13 protein-coding genes and 1 riboswitch are annotated in these 18,070 nt (G+C 69.5%); of the genes, 5 read left to right on the forward strand and 8 right to left on the reverse strand.

The features are described 5' to 3' along the window. Positions 1-16: 16 nt before the first annotated feature. Complete coding sequence (gene otsB / locus ABZ833_RS43580; protein WP_361059111.1) at positions 17-868, forward strand: trehalose-phosphatase; 852 nt, start codon at positions 17-19, stop codon at positions 866-868. On the opposite strand, the gene ABZ833_RS43585 is transcribed toward otsB, so the two are convergent. The 4 genes from ABZ833_RS43585 to ABZ833_RS43600 form a co-directional block, all read right to left on the reverse strand. Continuing rightward, the gene (locus ABZ833_RS43585; RefSeq protein WP_361059113.1) at positions 856-2,349 is read right to left on the reverse strand and encodes a right-handed parallel beta-helix repeat-containing protein; all 1,494 of its coding nucleotides are present in this window, start codon (positions 2,347-2,349) and stop codon (positions 856-858) included. The genes otsB and ABZ833_RS43585 overlap by 13 nt on opposite strands. A 310-nt stretch (positions 2,350-2,659) precedes the next feature. Beyond that, positions 2,660-4,072, reverse strand: coding sequence for a trehalose-6-phosphate synthase (locus tag ABZ833_RS43590; protein ID WP_361059115.1), 1,413 nt, complete (start codon positions 4,070-4,072; stop codon positions 2,660-2,662). Between the two features lie 122 nt (positions 4,073-4,194). Continuing rightward, positions 4,195-6,285 (reverse strand): hypothetical protein, encoded by a 2,091-nt coding sequence (locus ABZ833_RS43595; protein WP_361059117.1) that lies wholly within the window; start codon positions 6,283-6,285, stop codon positions 4,195-4,197. Between the two features lie 56 nt (positions 6,286-6,341). Then, on the reverse strand, positions 6,342-7,286 hold the full coding sequence (locus tag ABZ833_RS43600) for a glucosyl-3-phosphoglycerate synthase (protein ID WP_361059119.1): 945 nt from the start codon (positions 7,284-7,286) through the stop codon (positions 6,342-6,344). Between the two features lie 168 nt (positions 7,287-7,454). After that, positions 7,455-7,589: riboswitch (SAM riboswitch) on the forward strand. Here ABZ833_RS43600 and thrC point away from each other — a divergent pair. From thrC to groL, 4 genes are all read left to right on the forward strand, one after another. Continuing rightward, the gene (gene thrC, locus ABZ833_RS43605) at positions 7,583-8,926 is read left to right on the forward strand and encodes a threonine synthase (RefSeq protein WP_361059121.1); all 1,344 of its coding nucleotides are present in this window, start codon (positions 7,583-7,585) and stop codon (positions 8,924-8,926) included. (Overlaps the previous riboswitch by 7 nt.) A gap of 106 nt (positions 8,927-9,032) precedes the next feature. Next, positions 9,033-9,308, forward strand: coding sequence for a MoaD/ThiS family protein (locus ABZ833_RS43610; RefSeq protein WP_361059123.1), 276 nt, complete (start codon positions 9,033-9,035; stop codon positions 9,306-9,308). Between the two features lie 424 nt (positions 9,309-9,732). Continuing rightward, on the forward strand, positions 9,733-9,936 hold the full coding sequence (locus ABZ833_RS43615) for a cold-shock protein (protein ID WP_005315736.1): 204 nt from the start codon (positions 9,733-9,735) through the stop codon (positions 9,934-9,936). Between the two features lie 358 nt (positions 9,937-10,294). Further along, the gene (gene groL, locus ABZ833_RS43620; protein ID WP_160505762.1) at positions 10,295-11,920 is read left to right on the forward strand and encodes a chaperonin GroEL; all 1,626 of its coding nucleotides are present in this window, start codon (positions 10,295-10,297) and stop codon (positions 11,918-11,920) included. Positions 11,921-12,007: 87 nt separating this feature from the next. Here groL and ABZ833_RS43625 read toward each other — a convergent pair whose 3' ends face one another. The 4 genes from ABZ833_RS43625 to ABZ833_RS43640 all read right to left on the reverse strand — a co-directional run bounded on the left by ABZ833_RS43625 (position 12,008) and on the right by ABZ833_RS43640 (position 17,727). Further along, the gene (locus ABZ833_RS43625) at positions 12,008-12,271 is read right to left on the reverse strand and encodes a Txe/YoeB family addiction module toxin (RefSeq protein WP_361059125.1); all 264 of its coding nucleotides are present in this window, start codon (positions 12,269-12,271) and stop codon (positions 12,008-12,010) included. Beyond that, positions 12,268-12,519, reverse strand: coding sequence for a type II toxin-antitoxin system prevent-host-death family antitoxin (locus ABZ833_RS43630; protein WP_361059127.1), 252 nt, complete (start codon positions 12,517-12,519; stop codon positions 12,268-12,270). Before ABZ833_RS43630 ends, ABZ833_RS43625 begins: the two co-directional genes overlap by 4 nt. A 105-nt stretch (positions 12,520-12,624) precedes the next feature. Continuing rightward, complete coding sequence (locus ABZ833_RS43635) at positions 12,625-16,326, reverse strand: serine/threonine-protein kinase (RefSeq protein WP_361059129.1); 3,702 nt, start codon at positions 16,324-16,326, stop codon at positions 12,625-12,627. Positions 16,327-16,503: 177 nt separating this feature from the next. After that, complete coding sequence (locus ABZ833_RS43640; RefSeq protein WP_361059131.1) at positions 16,504-17,727, reverse strand: hypothetical protein; 1,224 nt, start codon at positions 17,725-17,727, stop codon at positions 16,504-16,506. Positions 17,728-18,070: the final 343 nt, after the last annotated feature.

Consider the following 18,070-nt stretch of genomic DNA (forward strand, 5'->3'; position numbering starts at 1 on the left):
GCGTAGGGTCAGGCCCATGGGTGACCTTGTGTACTCTCCCGAGCTGCCCGAGCCCGTGACCGCCGCGGGGCGCGAGGGGCTCGCCGCGCTCCTCGCGCGGCCCGAGAAGGCCGTGATCGCGCTCGACTTCGACGGCACGCTCGCCCCGATCGTGCCCGACCCCGAGCAGGCCCGCGCCCACCCCGACGCCGTCCCCGCACTCGCGGCGCTCGCGCCGAAGGTGCTGTCCGTCGCCGTCGTCACCGGCCGCCCCGCGGGCGTGGCGGTGCGCTACGGCGGCCTCGCGGGCGTCCCTGCCCTCGAACACCTCGTCGTGCTCGGGCACTACGGAGCCGAGCGCTGGGACGCCGTCTCCTCCACCGTGCACGCGGCCGAGCCGCACCCGGGCGTGGCGTCCGTGCGCGCCGAACTGCCGGGCTTCCTGGACACGATCGGCGCCTGGCGCGGCACGTGGATCGAGGAGAAGGGCCGCGCGGTCGCGGTCCACACCCGCCGCGCACAGGACCCGCAGGCCGCCTTCGAGGCGCTGCGCGAACCCCTCGCCGAGCTGGCGTCCCGCCACGGCCTGATCGTCGAACCGGGCCGCCTGGTCCTGGAGTTGAGGCCCCCGGGCATCGACAAGGGCGTGGCCCTCGCCGACTACGTACGCGAGGTGGGCGCCGAGACCGTCCTGTACGCGGGCGACGACCTGGGCGACCTGCCCGCCTTCGCGGCCGTGGAGAAGCTCCGCTCGGACCAGGTGAAGGGCCTCCTGGTGTGCAGCGGCAGCGGTGAGGTGGCGGAACTGGCCGAGCGGGCCGACCTGGTGGTGGACGGCCCGCCGGGCGTGGTGGAGCTGCTTGCCGCGGTGGCGGCTCAACTCCCCTGATCGGCGCCGAGGTTGGGCGGGTCGGGGATGGGATTCCCGAAGTAGTCGCGGACGGTCCCGTCGTCGACGGCGGTGCCGATCCCGCGAGCGGGCGATCCCGGCTTGAGCCGTATGTCGCCGGGGGAGCCCGGAGCCGTGGAGACGAACTGCGGGTCCGCGTTGACGGCGCTGGTGTCGCGGGGCTGAGAGGTGCGCCAGTACAGGTTGTTGCTGAAGGTGCTGACGGTGTCCTTGATGGGTGACCCGGCGCCAGGAGCACCCACGAAGACATTGTCGCGGAAGGTGACGCCGGTGGGCCCGTTGTTGGAGACGAGAGCGGTGTCGGCGCGGTCGGTCACGACGGTGTTCCGATAGACCTGAGTATCGGTGGCGGCTCCGCAGACGACGGAGATCACGGCGTAAGGAGATGCCGTGTTGCGGTCGTTGACGCTGATGTTGTCGTGGATGCGGTTGCCGTCGCTGACCTTCCCCTCGCCGTTGCAGACGAGGAGGAATCCCCCCTCGTTGTCGTGGCTGTAGTTGTAGCGGTAGGTGTTGCGTACGTTGCCGCCGTCGATGTCGTACGCCATCGAGTCGCGCGTCCCGTGGCCGCCGGTCACCTCGTTGTACTGGTAGAGCGCGTCCTGCGACTCCCAGGCCCAGATGCCCGCGTTGTATCCGGCCGAGCGCATGTTGAAGCCGTCCACGTAGTTGTGCTCGACGCGGGCCTTGCGGGTCTCGTGGATCACGATGCCGTCGCCGCCGATGTCGTACGCCTTGTTGCGTACGAACTCGACGCCGCTGGCGAGGAGTTCGGCGTCGGCGTCCGTGCCGCTGCCCCAGGTCGACATGGTGCCGATGCCGGTGCGGTCGACGCGGCGGACGGTGGAGTCCTCGACGCGGAGGCCGTTGAAGCGGGTGGGGGTGGTGTCGCCCTGGACGACGAAGAGGATGCCGCCGGAGGGGTCGGGGTCCTTGAAGTCGGCCCCGTTCACGTCGTGGACGTCGACTCCGTCGACGAGGAAGTGGTCGGCCGTGCCGTAGTCGGTGAGCTGGACCAGGAGCCCTGCGCGGCGGTCGGTGGTGGTTGCGGGCCCGGTGTTGGAGAGATCGAGATTCTTGATCTCCCACTGCTCGGTGTTGACGAGGTGGAGGGCGGCGCGGGCGCCGTTCGCCTCGATGCGCGGCTTGGCGGCGCGCTTGCTCCCGTAGGCGTCGATCAGCACGGGGGCGCCGGCCGCACCCGCACCTTTGGGAGCCAGCACCCCCGTGCAGCTTGTGCCTCGCTTGAGGAGGAGTTTCTCGCCGGGGGCGTAGGTGTGGGCGCCGGCCTTCTCCAGGCTGCGCCAGGCGGTCCCTCCGGTGGTCCCGGCCGCGGAGTCGTCGCCTTTCTCGCAGTCGAGGTAGTACGTCGCCGCTTTGGCGGCGGTGGCTGGGCCTGTTGTGGCCCCTGCCAGGGCCAGGGCGGTGAGGGCCACGATGCTTGTGCGGCGTAGGGGCATGTGCGGGAACGTAGTGACTCAGGTTGCCGCGGGCCCATGGACAAACGTGGGCCGTGGTTGGACGGAGTTTTGTCCCCAACCCCGCCCCTTCCCGGCTGCATCTATTGGCGGCTCCGCCGCGGGCCGCTGGCGCGGGGGGCCTTGGTTGCCGTCATCACCGGCTTCGCCGAGTTCGTCCTCAAACGCCGGACGGGCTGACAGTCCAGCCCGGCCGGCGTTTGAGGCCATCTTGTTCGGGGTCTGGGGCGGAGCCCCAGTCAGGCCCTCGCGCCCAGCGAGTTTTCGGGAAGGGGCGGGGTTGGGGACAAAATCAGTTCTCCAGCGCCCGCAGCTGATCCAGGAACCACTGCGCCGGGGGCAACGCCGTAGCCGCCGCAGCGAGCCGCTTCGTTCGTTCCGCCCGCTCCTCCACCGGCATCGTCAGCGCAGCCCGCAACGCGGCCGCCGTCCCCGTCACGTCATACGGGTTCACGACAAGCGCGTCCTCGCCCAGCTCCTCGTACGCCCCCGCCTCCCGCGAAAGCACCAGCACGCACCCCTCGTCGGAGACGACAGGCACCTCCTTGGCCACCAGGTTCATCCCGTCCCGGATCGGATTCACCAGCGCCACGTCCGCCAGGCGGTACGCCGCCAGCGACCGCGCGAAGTCGTCCTTCACGTGCAGCACGACCGGGGTCCAACCCTCCACCCCGTACTCGGAGTTGATCTCGTCGGCCACCCGCTGCACTTCCGCCGTGTAGTCGCGGTACACCGCGAGGTCCTGCCGCGAGGGGTAGGCGAACGCCACGTGCACCACCCGCTCCCGCCACTCCGGCCAGGACGCCAGCAGCTCCCGGTAGGCCAGCAGCCCCCGCACGATGTTCTTCGACAGCTCCGTCCGGTCCACCCGGACGATCACCCGTCGGCCCGCACCGACCTGCTCCCGCAGTGCGACAAGACGCTCCTCCACGTCCTCCCGGTGCGACCGCTCCCGCAGGAAGTCCGCGTCGGCGCCGAGCCCGTGCACCCCGATCCGCGTACCCGACGTACCGCCGAGGACCGCCACGCAGCACTCCGTGAACGCGTCCGCCCACCGCCCCGTCAGGAACGCCGCACGGTCGGCGCCGAGGATGCCCCGCAGGAGCTGTTCCGCGACGTCGTCCGGCAGCATCCGGAAGTAGTCCACCGGCGCCCACGGCGTGTGCGAGAAGTGGCCGATGCGCAGGTCCGGGCGGAGTTCGCGCAGCATGCCCGGCACCAGCGCCAGGTGGTAGTCCTGGACGAGGACCGCCGCACCCTGAGCTGCGCTCTCCGCGAGCGCCTCGGCGAAGGCCCGGTTGTAGGTCTCGTACGACGCCCACTGGGCCCGGAACTCCGGTCCGAAGGCCGGTTCGAGCGGCGTCTGGTAGAGCATGTGGTGGACGAACCACAGCACCGAGTTCGCGATGCCGTTGTACGCGTCGGCGTGTACCCCCTCGTGCGAGCCCGCGTCGATGTCGAGCATCCGGACCCCGGGCTCGCCCACCCCGCGCCGCACGGCCTCCCGGTCGCCGTCACCCAGCGCCGCGCAGACCCAGAGGGCAGCAGGATCGGAACCGTCGGAGTCCCCGATCGCGCTCAGCCCGGAGACGAGTCCTCCGCCGCCCCGCTTGGCCGTCAGTTCCCCGTTCTCCTCCAGGGCGTACGTGACGGGGCCGCGGTTGGACGCGACGAGGACCTGGGCGGTGGCGTGCTCGGAGACCATGTGCCGAACCTAGCCCTTCCCGGAAGCGGTCAAACGTACGGCCGGACCCGTGGCGGGCCCGGCCGTATACATTCAGCGAAATCAGGGAATCCGGGGAACCCGGGGAACCCAGGGACCCGCGGCTAGTCCCGCCTGCTCCTCGCCGCCGCCACCGCGAGCGCGCCCAGTGCGCACAGGGCGATCGCGAGGCCCGCGTACAGCATCGTGTCCGAGTCGCTGCCCGTGTCGGCCAGCTGAGGCGGGCCGTCCGCACGTCCCACGGGGCCGTTCTGCGGCTCCTGCGGCGCAGGACGTGCCTGCACCCGCTGGGCGAGGACCGCCGAGGTGCACGGGTCGTCGCCGCCCCGGACGGATGCGGGGCAGTTGCTGCCGGGCGCCGTCACGGTGACCACCCTGACCTGGCCCGCCGTGCAGGAGACCGTCAGCTTCTGGGTGACGGTGACCTTGCCGTGCGGGCGGACGTCGCCCTTCCAGACGTACTTCGAACCCTGCTTGGTGACCTTCCCGCTGCTCGCGACGGGCTTCGAGCCGGGCGTCACCTGCCAGGACGCGGTGGCTCCGGTCCGTGTGCTGCCCGAGGGGTTCTTGATGGTGATGGTGTTCTTGACGTCGCTGCACACCGGCGCGGTCCGCCGTGCGGGCACGTTGGTGATCCTGACCGGCGGCTGCTTCCGCTCGATGACCGGCGCGGCCCCGCACTTGGGGTCGGTGCTGCCCGCGTCGCAGTTGGAGCGCGGGGTCTCGACATCGACGTTGTTGAGCAGCTTGCCGTCGCCGCTGACGGGGTCCTTGATCTTGACCGAGTACGTCACCGTCGCGGTCTCACCGGCCGGGATGTCGCCGGTGTAGCTGATCTTCGGCTTGGTGTACGAGACGTCGCCGGTGCTCGCCTGCGCGTCGTCGTTGTACGTCGCGTCGTCGAGGTTGTCCGTCAGGTCGTCGCTGAACTTGGCGTTCGGGTAGTCGAGCTTGCTGATGTTCTTCGCCTTGACCGTGTAGGTCAGGGTGGAGCCCGGCTTGATCGTCTTGGGGCTCGCCGTCTTCGTCACCTCCAGGTCGGGGACCGGGACGGAGAGCGCGAACGCCGAGGGGACGTAGGTGTCGCCCTTCGTGGAGAAGCTCAGCGTCGTGGAGGTCGCGCCGACGGGGATCGGCTGCTCGGCGGCCGGCGCGCGGGTCCCGCTGCCGGTGACGTCGAACTCCTTGGCGTCGATGGACAGGTTGTTGGTCATCTTCGGGTCGAGGGCGCCGTCGTCCTCGCTGATGAAGAAGTTGTTGGTGCTGCCCGTGTGCGCCTCGGTCATGGTCTGGCCGCCGACCAGGAAGCGGTCGCCGGGGGTGTTCCAGTCGCCTTCGTACGCGGTGACGCTGGCGCGCGGCTTGCCGTCCGTGCGGTAGAAGCCGTCGACCGTGACGCTGGTGGCGGGCGACGTGGAGCGCTGCAGGACGTGACCGCCGTAGACGTAGACGTTGCGGCGGTCGGGGGCGTGGTCGTCGTTGGGGCCGTCGTACTTGTAGACGACGGTGAGCGACCAGCCCGCGACGCAGCCCTTGCCGGTGGGCGCCCAGATGTCGCCGACCGCGACCGGGACGGGCGCTCCGGTGCCGGTGACGCCGCTGAAGAGGCCCGTGATGTCGGCCTCGCCGGTGTAGTAGTGCGGGCCGTTGGCCGACGCCGGGTCCTTGACCAGGTTCGCCGGGGTGACCTTCGAGGGAGGCGTGCCGTCCACGCCGACGGCGGGCACCGCGTCCAGCGGCTCGCCGGGCGATGGCTGCACATCGGCGCCCGAGATGTCGCAGCGCTTGAGCTGGGCGCCGCTGGGCCCCTTGTACGTTCCGTCGTTGCCGCCGAAGAAGAGGCGCGCGTACGCGACCTTCGCGCCGGGCGGGATCGTGACCTGTCCGGTGCTCGATCCGTGTTCGGGGTCCATGCCCGCGGCGTTGATCCGCTGCATGACGAAGGTGTTGTTGTTGTCGCGGCCCTGGCCGTCCGCGGCGGTGGCGCAGCGCGCCGCCATGTCCGCGGGCGTCGTCGGGCAGCCCATGACCGTGTTGCCGATGGTCCTGAAGTCGCCGTACAGCGATTCGTCGTAGCGCTTGGCGAAGGGCTCGATCACCTCCGCGGCGGCGGGTGCGGCCGCGGCGCCGAGCGCCCCTGCCGCGAGTCCGGCCGTGGCCATGGCCACGCCGCCGATGCGTCGCGCGCTTCCCATTACCTGTCTGACCCACATAAGTGGGAAATGTAGACAAAACGCCCGGTCTTGGGTGGTTACGCCACGCGGCGGGCGGTGTACTCCGCGATGTCGGCCATCGGCGGCCGCTCCTCCGTGTCCACCGAATGGGTCCGCGGCTCGAACCCGTCCTCGCCCCGCTCGAACTGCGTGAGCTCGGGGCGTACGAGATGGCCGCGCGCGAGCCGCAGCTGCGCCGTCCGGTAGATCGCCGCGGCCATCCGGCCGAGCGCCTGCCCGTCCTGGTGCCGGTGCTTGCGCACGCCGACGTCGACCTGCGCGAGCGCGTCCAGGCCCACGGTGTGCAGCGCGTCCACGAGCAGGCCCAGCTCCACTCCGTAACCGACGGGGAACGGCAGCCGCTCAAGGAGTGACCTGCGCGCCGCGTACTCGCCGCCCAACGGCTGGACGAAACCGGCCAGTTGGGGCCAGTGCATGTTCAGCAGCGGGCGCGCCATCAGCTCGGTGACCCGGCCGCCCTGACCTGCGGCTGTGGCCAGCGGGCGGTCGTACATCGCCTTCACGAAGTCCACGTCGGGCTCGGTCAGGAGCGGGCCCACGATGCCGGTGACGAAGTCCGCGGAGAACTCCCTCAGGTCCGCGTCGACGAACGCGACGATGTCACCGCCGGTCACCAGGAGTGAGCGCCACAGGACCTCGCCCTTGCCGGGCACGGCCGGGATGCGCGGCAGGATCTCGTCCCGGTGCACGACCCGCGCGCCCGCCTCACGGGCGACCTCGGCCGTGCGGTCCCGGGAGCCGGAGTCGATCACCACGAGCTCGTCGACCAGGCAGGCCTCCTCGACCAGCTCCCGGCGGATCTCGGCGACGATCTCCCCGACCGTCTCCTCCTCGTCGAGCGCGGGCAGGACGACACTCACCGAGGCTCCCGACGCCCGTTTGGCGGCGACGAGTGCGCTGAGCGGACGGTCGGCAACGGACCAGGAACGCCTGGTCAGCCAGCGCTCGGCCTCTTCCAGCACGGGTTGCTCCTCCTGTGTGTGGCCTACATGTGATCCATCTCGCGGTTCGGACGACTATCTCAAGGGTCCAGGCCGTCGGTTACAGTCTTGAACAACGCGGATGACCATCGCATGTCGGGGGTCGACGCGTAACAAATGCCCTGGGCCCCTGAAGCCCCGGCGCCATACCGCTCATCCAGAGGGGCAGAGGGATACGGCCCGTTGAAGCCCCGGCAACCATCCCGCCGACCGCGCACGCGAGGTCTCGGTGGGGAAGGTGCCAATTCCGTCTCGTGACGAGATGCGTCACGGGGAAGATGAGGAGAAAGGGCCTCGCCTCCATGGCTGCGCAGACTGTCGCAACGAACGAAAACACCCCCTCCACGACGCCTTCCCACAGTGGGTCCGTGGACCTCGGCCCCGCATCGGGCCTTTCCTGCCGCGAGTGCGGCGAGCTGTACGCGCTCGGCCCGATCTTCGCCTGCGAGGCCTGTTTCGGCCCGCTCGAAGTCGCGTACGACCTGCCGACCGGTGACCCCGAGGCACTCCGGAAGCAGATCGAGTCCGGCCCCGACAACATCTGGCGTTACGCGCCCCTGCTGCCCGTCCCGGCGGACGTGGCGTCCAAGCCGAACATCAACCCCGGCTGGACCAAGCTCGTCAAGGCCGACAACCTCGCGCGTGAACTCGGCGTCGAGCAGGGCAAGTTGTTCGTCAAGGACGACTCCGGCAACCCGACGCACTCCTTCAAGGACCGTGTCGTGGCGCAGGCCATCGAGGCGGCGCGCGCGTTCGGCTTCACCACCCTCTCCTGCTCCTCCACCGGCAACCTCGCGGGCGCCGTCGGTGCCGCAGCGGCCCGCGCCGGCTTCCGCTCCTGCGTGTTCATCCCGCACGACCTGGAGCAGGGCAAGGTCGTCATGGCCGCGGTCTACGGCGGCGAGCTCGTCGGCATCGAGGGCAACTACGACGACGTGAACCGCTTCTGCTCCGAGCTCATCGGCGACCCGCTGGGCGAGGGCTGGGGCTTCGTGAACGTGAACCTGCGGCCGTACTACGGCGAGGGCTCCAAGACCCTCGCGTACGAGATCTGCGAGCAGCTGGGGTGGGTCCTTCCCGACCAGCTGGTCATCCCGATCGCCTCGGGCTCGCAGCTCACGAAGATCGACAAGGGGCTCAAGGAGCTCATCGCGCTCGGCCTCGTCGAGGACAAGCCGTACAAGATCTTCGGTGCGCAGGCCGAGGGCTGCTCGCCGGTGTCGACCGCCTTCAAGGCCGGGCACGACGTGGTCCGGCCGCAGAAGCCGGACACCATCGCCAAGTCGCTGGCCATCGGCAACCCCGCCGACGGGCCGTACGTCCTGGACATCGCGCGTCGCACGGGCGGTGCGGTGGAGGACGTGAACGACGAGCAGGTCGTCGACGCGATCAAGCTGCTCGCCCGGACCGAGGGGATCTTCGCGGAGACCGCCGGTGGTGTGACGGTCGGCGTCACGAAGAAGCTGATCGAGGCGGGGCTCATCGACCCCTCCCTGACCACGGTCGTCCTGAACACCGGTGACGGCCTCAAGACGCTTGACGCTGTCGCTGAGACTTCGCAGGCCACCGCTACCATCCGGCCCAGCCTTGACGCGTTCCGCGCCGCAGGGCTTGCAGGCTGAGCCTGTTCGCTTGACTGCGAGCCGGCTGTGGCTGGTCGCGCAGTTCCCCGCGCCCCTGACGGGGCGCCCCAGACGGGCGCCCCTCCTGAACTACCGAGGTGAATTCATGAGCGTCAAGGTTCGCATCCCCACCATTCTTCGCACCTACACCGGCGGTCAGTCCGAGGTCGCCGCCGAGGGGGCGACCCTCTCCGAGGTCATCGCCGACCTGGAGGCCAAGCACGCCGGTATCGCGGCCCGTGTCCTGGACGACCAGGGCAAGCTGCGGCGCTTCGTGAACGTGTACGTGAACGACGACGACGTCCGTTTCGAGCAGGGCCTGGAGACCGCGACGCCGGACGGCGCGGGGGTCTCGATCATTCCCGCCGTCGCCGGTGGTTGATCCTTTAAAGAAACACCCTGCGTAATCTTCATTGCCCCCTCCGCGAGAGAAGTGGAGGGGGCAATTCCATGTGGTTGAGCGCGGTACAGTTGGGAAGCGAGCTTCCCCGTTTGTGCCGAGCGCATATACGAAGTCGCCCCGAGGGCGACAAGAAGTAGCCAAAGTGCACTGCCCATTTGCCCTTCTCGTGGCATTTGTCTGGCCCGACTTGCCCTGAACTCCGGTAAATCCTCCGCATATTTCCGATCAGGCGTGCCCAGAATTCTCGTCCGATTGACCTGTTGCAGAGGGCAGTTGGACAGATACATTCAGCCGCGGTCGACGCGTTCCGGCGCACGCCTCCACAACCCATTGGGGGGGTGAGGTCTGACCCGGGTCCGCGAAGTGCGGGTCCGTGCAAGGGCCAGTAATAGGGGAGTTAGGCATGGCTCAGGGCACCGTCAAGTGGTTCAACGCGGAGAAGGGGTACGGCTTCATCGCGGTCGACGGTGGTGCGGATGTTTTCGTCCACTACAGCGCGATTCAGATGGACGGCTACCGCACCCTTGAAGAAGGTCAGCGAGTTGAGTTCGAGATCTCGCAGGGCCAGAAGGGTCCGCAGGCGGACATGGTCAAGCTCGCCGTTTGATCTCGGCGCGATCGGCCAGCGACTTAGCGAGTGACGAGGGCCCGCATCCCACAGGGGTGCGGGCCCTCGTGCGTCCTGTAGTACGCACCTGTAGTACGCACCCGCACGCGCGCCCCCTCCTCCGTCTCCTCGTACGTCTCCTCGTACGTCTGGGATCCGTGAGAGGCGCTTGCACTCGCAGGGGTCGAGTGCTAATCATTGGGCTTAGCACTCTCCCAGTGAGAGTGACAGAACTTGGATCGGGTCGGTGAGGCCCGCAGGCCGGGTGGGGCAAGGAACCACACGGTTTGCAGGCCGTCCGTCGCGGGCACTGGCGCGATCCGGAGCATGCCACCCCTGTCCGGGAGGACCACTTCACATGGCCAAGATCATCGCGTTCGACGAGGAGGCACGGCGCGGCCTCGAGCGCGGCATGAACCAGCTCGCCGACGCCGTCAAGGTGACCCTGGGCCCCAAGGGTCGCAACGTCGTCCTCGAGAAGAAGTGGGGTGCCCCCACGATCACCAACGATGGTGTTTCCATCGCCAAGGAGATCGAGCTCGAGGACCCGTACGAGAAGATCGGCGCCGAGCTGGTCAAGGAGGTCGCGAAGAAGACGGACGACGTCGCCGGTGACGGCACGACGACCGCGACCGTCCTGGCGCAGGCGCTGGTCCGCGAGGGCCTGCGCAACGTAGCCGCCGGTGCCAACCCGATGGCCCTCAAGCGTGGCATCGAGAAGGCCGTCGAGGCCGTCTCGGGCGCCCTGCTCGAGCAGGCCAAGGACGTGGAGACCAAGGAGCAGATCGCTTCGACCGCCTCCATCTCCGCCGCCGACACCCAGATCGGCGAGCTCATCGCCGAGGCGATGGACAAGGTCGGCAAGGAAGGCGTCATCACCGTCGAGGAGTCGCAGACCTTCGGGCTCGAGCTTGAGCTCACCGAGGGCATGCGCTTCGACAAGGGCTACATCTCGGCGTACTTCGCCACCGACATGGAGCGTATGGAGGCGTCGCTCGACGACCCGTACATCCTGATCGTCAACTCGAAGATCTCGAACGTGAAGGACCTCCTTCCGCTCCTCGAGAAGGTCATGCAGTCCGGCAAGCCGCTGCTGATCATCGCCGAGGACGTCGAGGGCGAGGCCCTGTCGACCCTGGTCGTCAACAAGATCCGTGGCACCTTCAAGTCCGTCGCCGTCAAGGCCCCGGGCTTCGGTGACCGCCGCAAGGCCATGCTCGGCGACATCGCCATCCTCACCGGTGGCACCGTCATCTCCGAGGAAGTCGGCCTCAAGCTGGAGAACGCGGGCCTCGACCTCCTGGGCCGTGCCCGCAAGGTCGTCATCACCAAGGACGAGACCACGATCGTCGACGGCTCCGGTGAGAGCGACCAGGTCCAGGGTCGCGTCAACCAGATCCGCGCCGAGATCGAGAACTCGGACAGCGACTACGACCGCGAGAAGCTGCAGGAGCGCCTGGCGAAGCTCGCCGGCGGTGTTGCGGTCATCAAGGCCGGTGCCGCGACCGAGGTGGAGCTCAAGGAGCGCAAGCACCGCATCGAGGACGCCGTTCGCAACGCGAAGGCCGCCGTCGAAGAGGGCATCGTCGCCGGTGGTGGCGTGGCCCTCATCCAGGCCGCCGCTGTCTTCGAGAAGCTTGAGCTCGAGGGCGACGAGGCCACCGGTGCCGCCGCTGTGAAGCTGGCCCTGGAGGCCCCGCTGAAGCAGATCGCGGTCAACGCCGGCCTTGAGGGTGGCGTCATCGTCGAGAAGGTCCGCAACCTTCCCATCGGCCACGGCCTGAACGCCGCGACCGGTGAGTACGTCGACATGATCGCCGAGGGCATCCTCGACCCGGCGAAGGTCACGCGCTCTGCCCTGCAGAACGCCGCGTCGATCGCCGCGCTGTTCCTCACCACCGAGGCCGTCATCGCCGACAAGCCGGAGAAGGCGGGCGCTGCCCCGGCCGGCGGCGGCATGCCGGGCGGTGACATGGACTTCTGAGCCTCTTCGGCTCGGTAGTTCATCGCTTCACGCGAACCGAGGGCGGCACTCCTTCTCACGAAGGGGTGCCGCCCTCGGGCGTTCTGTTCAGCGTTCGTAGTGGTAGCGGCAGGCCGCGACGCGGATCTCGTCCTCGACGACCTTGTAGACGAGCCGGTGCTCGTCGGTGATGCGGCGGGACCAGTAGCCGTGGAAGCCGTGCTTCAGGGGCTCGGGTTTGCCGATGCCCTCGGCGGGGCCGTTGCGGGCGATGTCCTGGAGGAGGGTGTTGATGCGCTTCAGTACCTTGCGGTCCTGCTCCTGCCACCGGACGTAGTCGGCCCAGGCCTTCTCTTGCCAGACGAGCTTCAATCGAGCAGCTCCCTGACCGTGCCGCCGCCGTTCTCCAAGTCCTCGATGGCGGCCAGAATGCGCCGCGCGTTCTCCGGGCTGCGCAGCAGGTACGCCGTCTCCTTCAAGGACTCGTACTCGTCGAGTGCCACGATGACGACCGGTTCGCGGCCCGCGCGGGTCACTATCACCTCTTCACGGTCGTCGACCACCGCGTTGAGCGTCTCGGCGTAGTTGGCCCGGGACTCGGTGTAGGTCATCGTGCGCATCGCGGCCTCCTCAAGAACGTACAGTTTCCTGTACGTACAGGAAACTGTACGCCGAGATGGCCGGAGGGCCAAGCGCGTCCTGCCGAGGGCGGCGCTGGGCTGGCCTCAGCAGAGGCTGCGATACGGCTCGTCCGGGACGTACGTGCGCCATTCCTCGCGTGTGATGTCGCGGCCCGCCTTCTTGCAGACCGTGGCGGCCAGTCGGTCCGGCGTCAGGTCGAGTGCCTGGGAGCGGTTGCCGCTGAGGGTGCGGAGCACTCCGTCGCTGTCGAAGGCCAGAGCGTCGATGTCGCGGCCCATCAGTTCCAGCGGGTCGCCGAGCGACAGGCGGGAGTCCAGGTCCCAGAGCTGGACGGAGTTCGCGTCGACGATGGTCGCGAGGAAGGTGCCGTCGGGGGACACGACGGGGCGGCGCATGGACTCACCGCCGTGGGAAGCGCCGCGGACCGTGCTGCTGGGCATGCGGGCCCGGCGCCCGGTGACCTTGCTGTCCCACAGCTCGACCCAGCCGGTGTCCTTCACGACGGCGAGGTGCTTGCCGTCGGGGGAGAAGACCAGGTCGACGGCGTCGTCGGAGCCGAAGTCGGTGCGGCGGGCGGAGCCGGTCGCCAGATCGAGGACATCGCCCTTGACGGTGACGAAGCGGCGGCTGTCGTGGCTGAACTGCCCGGCGGCGTCCGACTTCTCGTATGTGTGCACACGCTTGCGGGCCCGTACGTCCCAGACTTCGGAGGTGCCTCCCTCAGGTGCCGGGGTGCCCGCAGGTTCGTGGAGGTACGAAATGTGGCTGCCGTCGGGCGAGACGGTGATGCCGGAGACCGACTGGCCACCAGGGACGGGCGCACGGAGCAGTTCCTTGTGAGAGCGGGTGTCCCACACGCTGATGGAGAGCTTGAAGTCGCCGTCGCCGGACGACTTGAAGTCGGTGAAGGCGAGGTAGCGGCCGTCGGCGGACAAGGCGCTGATGCGGTTCGCCGAAGCCTGACCCGGCCCCAGGTGCTGGGGGACGGGGTCGGCGAACTCCTTTCCCGTGCGGGGGTCCCTGAGGTGCTGAGTGACCTGTTCGTCGCCTCCTTCGCCCGAGATGCCCGCCAAGCCCTCGCGGAACACGACCACGCGGCCGTTGGCGGAGACCGCGGCGCTCTCGACGTCCTGGCCGGACGCGTCACTGGACAGAGCGCTCGACACGTCGAGGCGGTGGACCTGGTGCGGGCTCTCGGTCAGGTAGACGAGGGTCTTGTTTCTGGCGTCGTACCCGAGGTCGCTGACGTCCGAGCCGCGGCGCGGGACGAAGCGGAAGAGCGGACTGCGGGTGTTGCCGAGACCCCAGATCTGCACGGTGTCTTCCGCGGTGCGGCCCAACACGTGACGGCCGTCGGTGCCCAGTGAGGGGCTCTCCAAATGCTCGTTGAGGCCCGTGGAGCCCACAGTGGCTCCGGTCGCGGTCTTCCAGACGTACGTTCCCGCGCCGTTGGACAGCCCCACCCGGGCTCCGTCCCCGCTGAAGCTGATGCTCCGGCCGCACTGCACGCCGTCGTTCCGCGAGGTGAACAGCCGCTCGGTGCCGTCGGAGTCTGCCGACCACACCTCCATGTAACTGTCGGGGGACTTCCCGACGCAGGTCGCGTAGTGCGTGCCGTTCGGCGAGAGAGTGACACCGCTGCCCGAGGACCACTCGGCGATCCTGTTGCCCGAGGGGGCTTGCAGACGGTACTCGCGGGCTTTCTTGATTTCGTCTTCGGCGAAGAGCACCTGACCCTTGTCCGACAATTGCTCGGGAACATAACCGGGTTGGCGCTTCACAGGCTTCCCGACCGGCTCGCCGTCGCGCGTGGAGACGATCCGGTACGGCTCGGTATCGCCCTTGCCCACAAGGAGCAGGAGACGCCCGTTCGGGCTGGTCCGGAGCTCCGGTACCTCGTTCGACAGAGCGGTGCCCTTGACCGTGAGGCGGGGCTCGGCTGCTCCCTTGGGCCCCTTGGTCAGATCCCAGAACGTGATCGTGCCCGGCGTGTGCTGCATCAACGTGCGCCCACCGTCCAGCAACTTCTCGCTGTTCGCGTCGGAGTCCCTGAGGGTGGGCAGTCCGATGACTGCGGTCTCCCGCTGTGTGCCCGCCGAGTTGAGTGCCGAGCGTGACTCCGGGATCTGCGCGATGCGCCACGACGCGAGGCTCAGGAGCAGAGCCGTGTCCGGCTGGTCGCCGCGCAGGTTGTCGGCGGCCTGGGCAACGGATCGGGCTGTGGCCTGGGTGCGACGCCGGTCCGCCTCCTCGCCGTTGCGGCGGCTCTCGCGGGCCTGGAACCAGGCGAAGGTCCCGGCGAGCAGCGCGAGCGCGGTCAACACGGCCAGAGAGGAGAGGAGCTGGCGCCGGCGGCGGGCGATACGGGCCGATTCGGCGCGGGACGCGGTGAGGAAGCGGAGTTCCAGAGGACTGGGGCGGAGTTGGAAGGGGGCGGTCGCCAGCCAATCGAGGCCGGACCGCAGCGAGGAGCCGCGCAGCAGGTCTTCCCCCCGCTCGCCATCCGCCTCCCAGGACAGCGCGGCGAGACCGAGTCTTCGGTGGACGACAAGCCCCGCGCGATCGGCGGCCATCCACTCGCGAAGGCGCGCCCAGGCGGGTATCAGGGCCGCGCTGACGGGGCGTATCGAACCGTCCTCGTCCGCGCGTACCAGCACGCCGGCGGCGATGAGGCCGTCGATGGCCGCCTCGGTCGTCCGCTGCTCGCTTTCGGGCCGCCCGCCGCACAGTTCGGCGTGGCTCACGGTGCGGACGGCGTCCTGTGAGCCGTCGTCCGCGTCGCCGGGTACGACGAGGCGCAACAAGACTTGCTGCGCCGCGAGTTGCGCATCGGGCGGCAGTTCGCCGAAGGCGGCGTCGGCGCGCTCGCCGAGGGGCGGGACCACGTCGGTGGCGGGGCGGTCCGCCGCCCGGTCGGCTTCCGGTACGGCGGCGCGGCGCACCCCCACCTCAAGCAGCCCGTTGCGAGGGTCGGCGGACTTCGGCAGCTCGCCCACGAGGCCGAGCAGCAACTCCTGGGCCGTGGGCCGCAGTGCGGGTTCCTTGGCGAGGGCGGCCGCGACGAGAGGGCGCATGCGGTTGGGCAGGGCGGACAGATCCGGATCGAGCGCCGCCGTCCTGTGGATGACCTCGCCGATGTGAGCACCCCTGAAGGGTTCGGTGCCGCTCGCCGCGTACACGACGACGGCCGCCCAGGCGAAGATGTCGGAGGCCGCGGTGGCGCGCTGCCCGGAGAGAACCTCGGGGGCCATGTAGCCGAAGGTCCCCATGATCTTCCCGGTGGCGGTCTGGGACATGTCGGGGGCGCGGGCGATGCCGAAGTCGATGATGCGCGGCCCGTCGGGTCCGAGCAGGACGTTGCCGGGCTTCAGGTCGCGGTGGACGACGTCCGCGCTGTGGATCGCGGCGAGTGCGGTGGCGGCGCCGGTGGCGAGGCGTGTCAGGGCGTCCACACCGAGTGGCCCCTTCTCGTGCACCTCCTCGGCGAGCGTGGGCCCGGAGACGTATTCGCTGACGATGAACGGGGTGCCGGTGTCCCCGTCGGTCGAGGCGTCCAGGACGCGTGCGGTGCAGAACGACGCGACCCGGCGGGCCGCGACCGCCTCCCGCCCGAACCGTTCCCGGACGAAAGGCTCGGCCCCCCGGTGCAGGGCCTTGAGTGCGACACGGCTGCCGTGTACGTCGTAAGCCTCGTACACGACCCCCTGACCGCCCGCCCCGAGCCGTGCGGCGAGCCAGTACCCCCCGAGCCGTTCGGGATCCTCCGGTGCGAGTGCCGACGTCAACTCACGTTCCCCCATGCGTAGTTGAGCGGAATCTGTGGTGGCGCGCGGGGGATCTTACTCCGGCAGGAGCGGGACGGGCAGGGCTTGGTGGGCGGCGAGCGGGCCGTGGCCGTCTCCGCCTGCAAGGGCCCCGTGCCCGACGGTGCGGGGCCCTTGCAGGGACACGGGTGGGTTGCGCTACGGCAGCCGGTCCAGGATCCAGGTGCAGAGTTCTTCCGTGACCAGGGTGTGGCCCTCGTTCTGGGAGGCGCAGAGGTACTCGTCCAGTTCGCTGTCCTCGGAGTCCGCGACCGGGTCGTACAGCTTGCTGTGGTCGTCGATCTCGCGCAGGGCGATGGCGCTGACCGACGGGACGAAGCAGTGCTCGCGGATCTCCGCCTCCGAGCCGAGGCCGATGAGCGCCGGGATCTTGTCGAGCTCGTCGGCGAGGATGCCGAAGCCCTCCAGGGTGCCGCCGGGTGCGCCGTCGATCTCGGGCAGGGCCGAGGTGTGGATCTTCGGCTTGCGCAGGGTCACCACCCTCAGCTGGGCGATCAGTTGGTCCACCCCCGCTGACTGGGTGTAGAGGTTGGTGCCCGTGATGGCCAGGCCCTTGCCGCGGAACGCCCGCTCGCCCGCCGGGACGCCGTTGCTCTCACCGGTGCGCACGCCGTTGGCCACACCGATCTTGTGCGGGTGCCGCGGCCAGCTGCCGACCCGCTCCAGCTCCGCGAGGAACTCGGTGCGCTCCTTGTCGGTCTCCGGGGTGTCGTCCCACTCCGCGATGTGCTGCCACAGCAACTGCCGCGCCGCCGTGCTGTTCATCTGCGTCGAGAACGAGTCGTTCAGGCGCCGGATGTAGTGCGCGAAGGCCTGGAGCGCGAGGGGGATCCAGGCGCCCCGGTGCGGGCTGTCGTAGGAGAAGTACAGCGTCGTCTCGTGCTCGTCGCCGTCGTGCTCCATCTTCGCAAGGGCGTACCGGGCGACGAGGCCGCCCATGCTGAAGCCGCCGACCGTCAGCCGGTGCTCGCCCGTGCGCCGCCGGATCGCCTCCTGGATCGCGGCCTTGGCGACCGCCGCGTTGTCCAGGATCGAGGCACTGCGCTCATCGAAGCCGACCAGGATGACGTCCCTCTCGCGGGCCCGCAGTTCGCTGATGAACGCGTACGGGCCGCGCTCCAGGGTCTCCCAGGAGAAGTCGAGATCACTGGGCCCGATGTTGAAGCCGTCCGCGAGGATCACCGGGCGGCGCAGGCCCTGCTCGGCATCGGCGAGATACACCCACGCGGTGCCGCCCGGCAGCTCCCAGGTCTGGTCGGGGTCGGGCGCGGCCGCGGGCGCCTCCCTGGGGCCCGGCGCGAGGGCGATCGGCGGGTGGGCGCGCAAGGCCTCGGCGATCTGCTGTTCGTTGGGCTCGGTCATGAGGGTCCCCTCCGGGGGTGCGACTCCGACTTCGATGACATGCACTCCGATGACGTTCGGTGTCATCTTCGATACGTCGGGTAGCAGCCGGTAGGTGGTCCCGGCTTTCCACGCGGGGAGCGGGGGCCTTTCGGACAGGGGCGCGGTGGCCGGTTCGTCCGGCGCCCATCGCCTTCCGGGACATGCGTGTTCCGGAGGTGGGCCCCCGACCGGCGAGGGCCCGGCCGGGGGCCTACGAGGGCGGGGCCTCGTGGGCCGTGTCAGCGCCCAACTCGGTCAGCCTGGGGGTGCCGTGAGGGCGGAAGTCTGTCGCGAAGGTGAGGGGCGGTGAGGGGCGTGAAGG

The sequence above is a fragment of the Streptomyces sp. NPDC047525 genome (genome assembly GCF_040643025.1).
Taxonomy (GTDB): Bacteria; Actinomycetota; Actinomycetes; order Streptomycetales; family Streptomycetaceae; genus Streptomyces; species Streptomyces durmitorensis.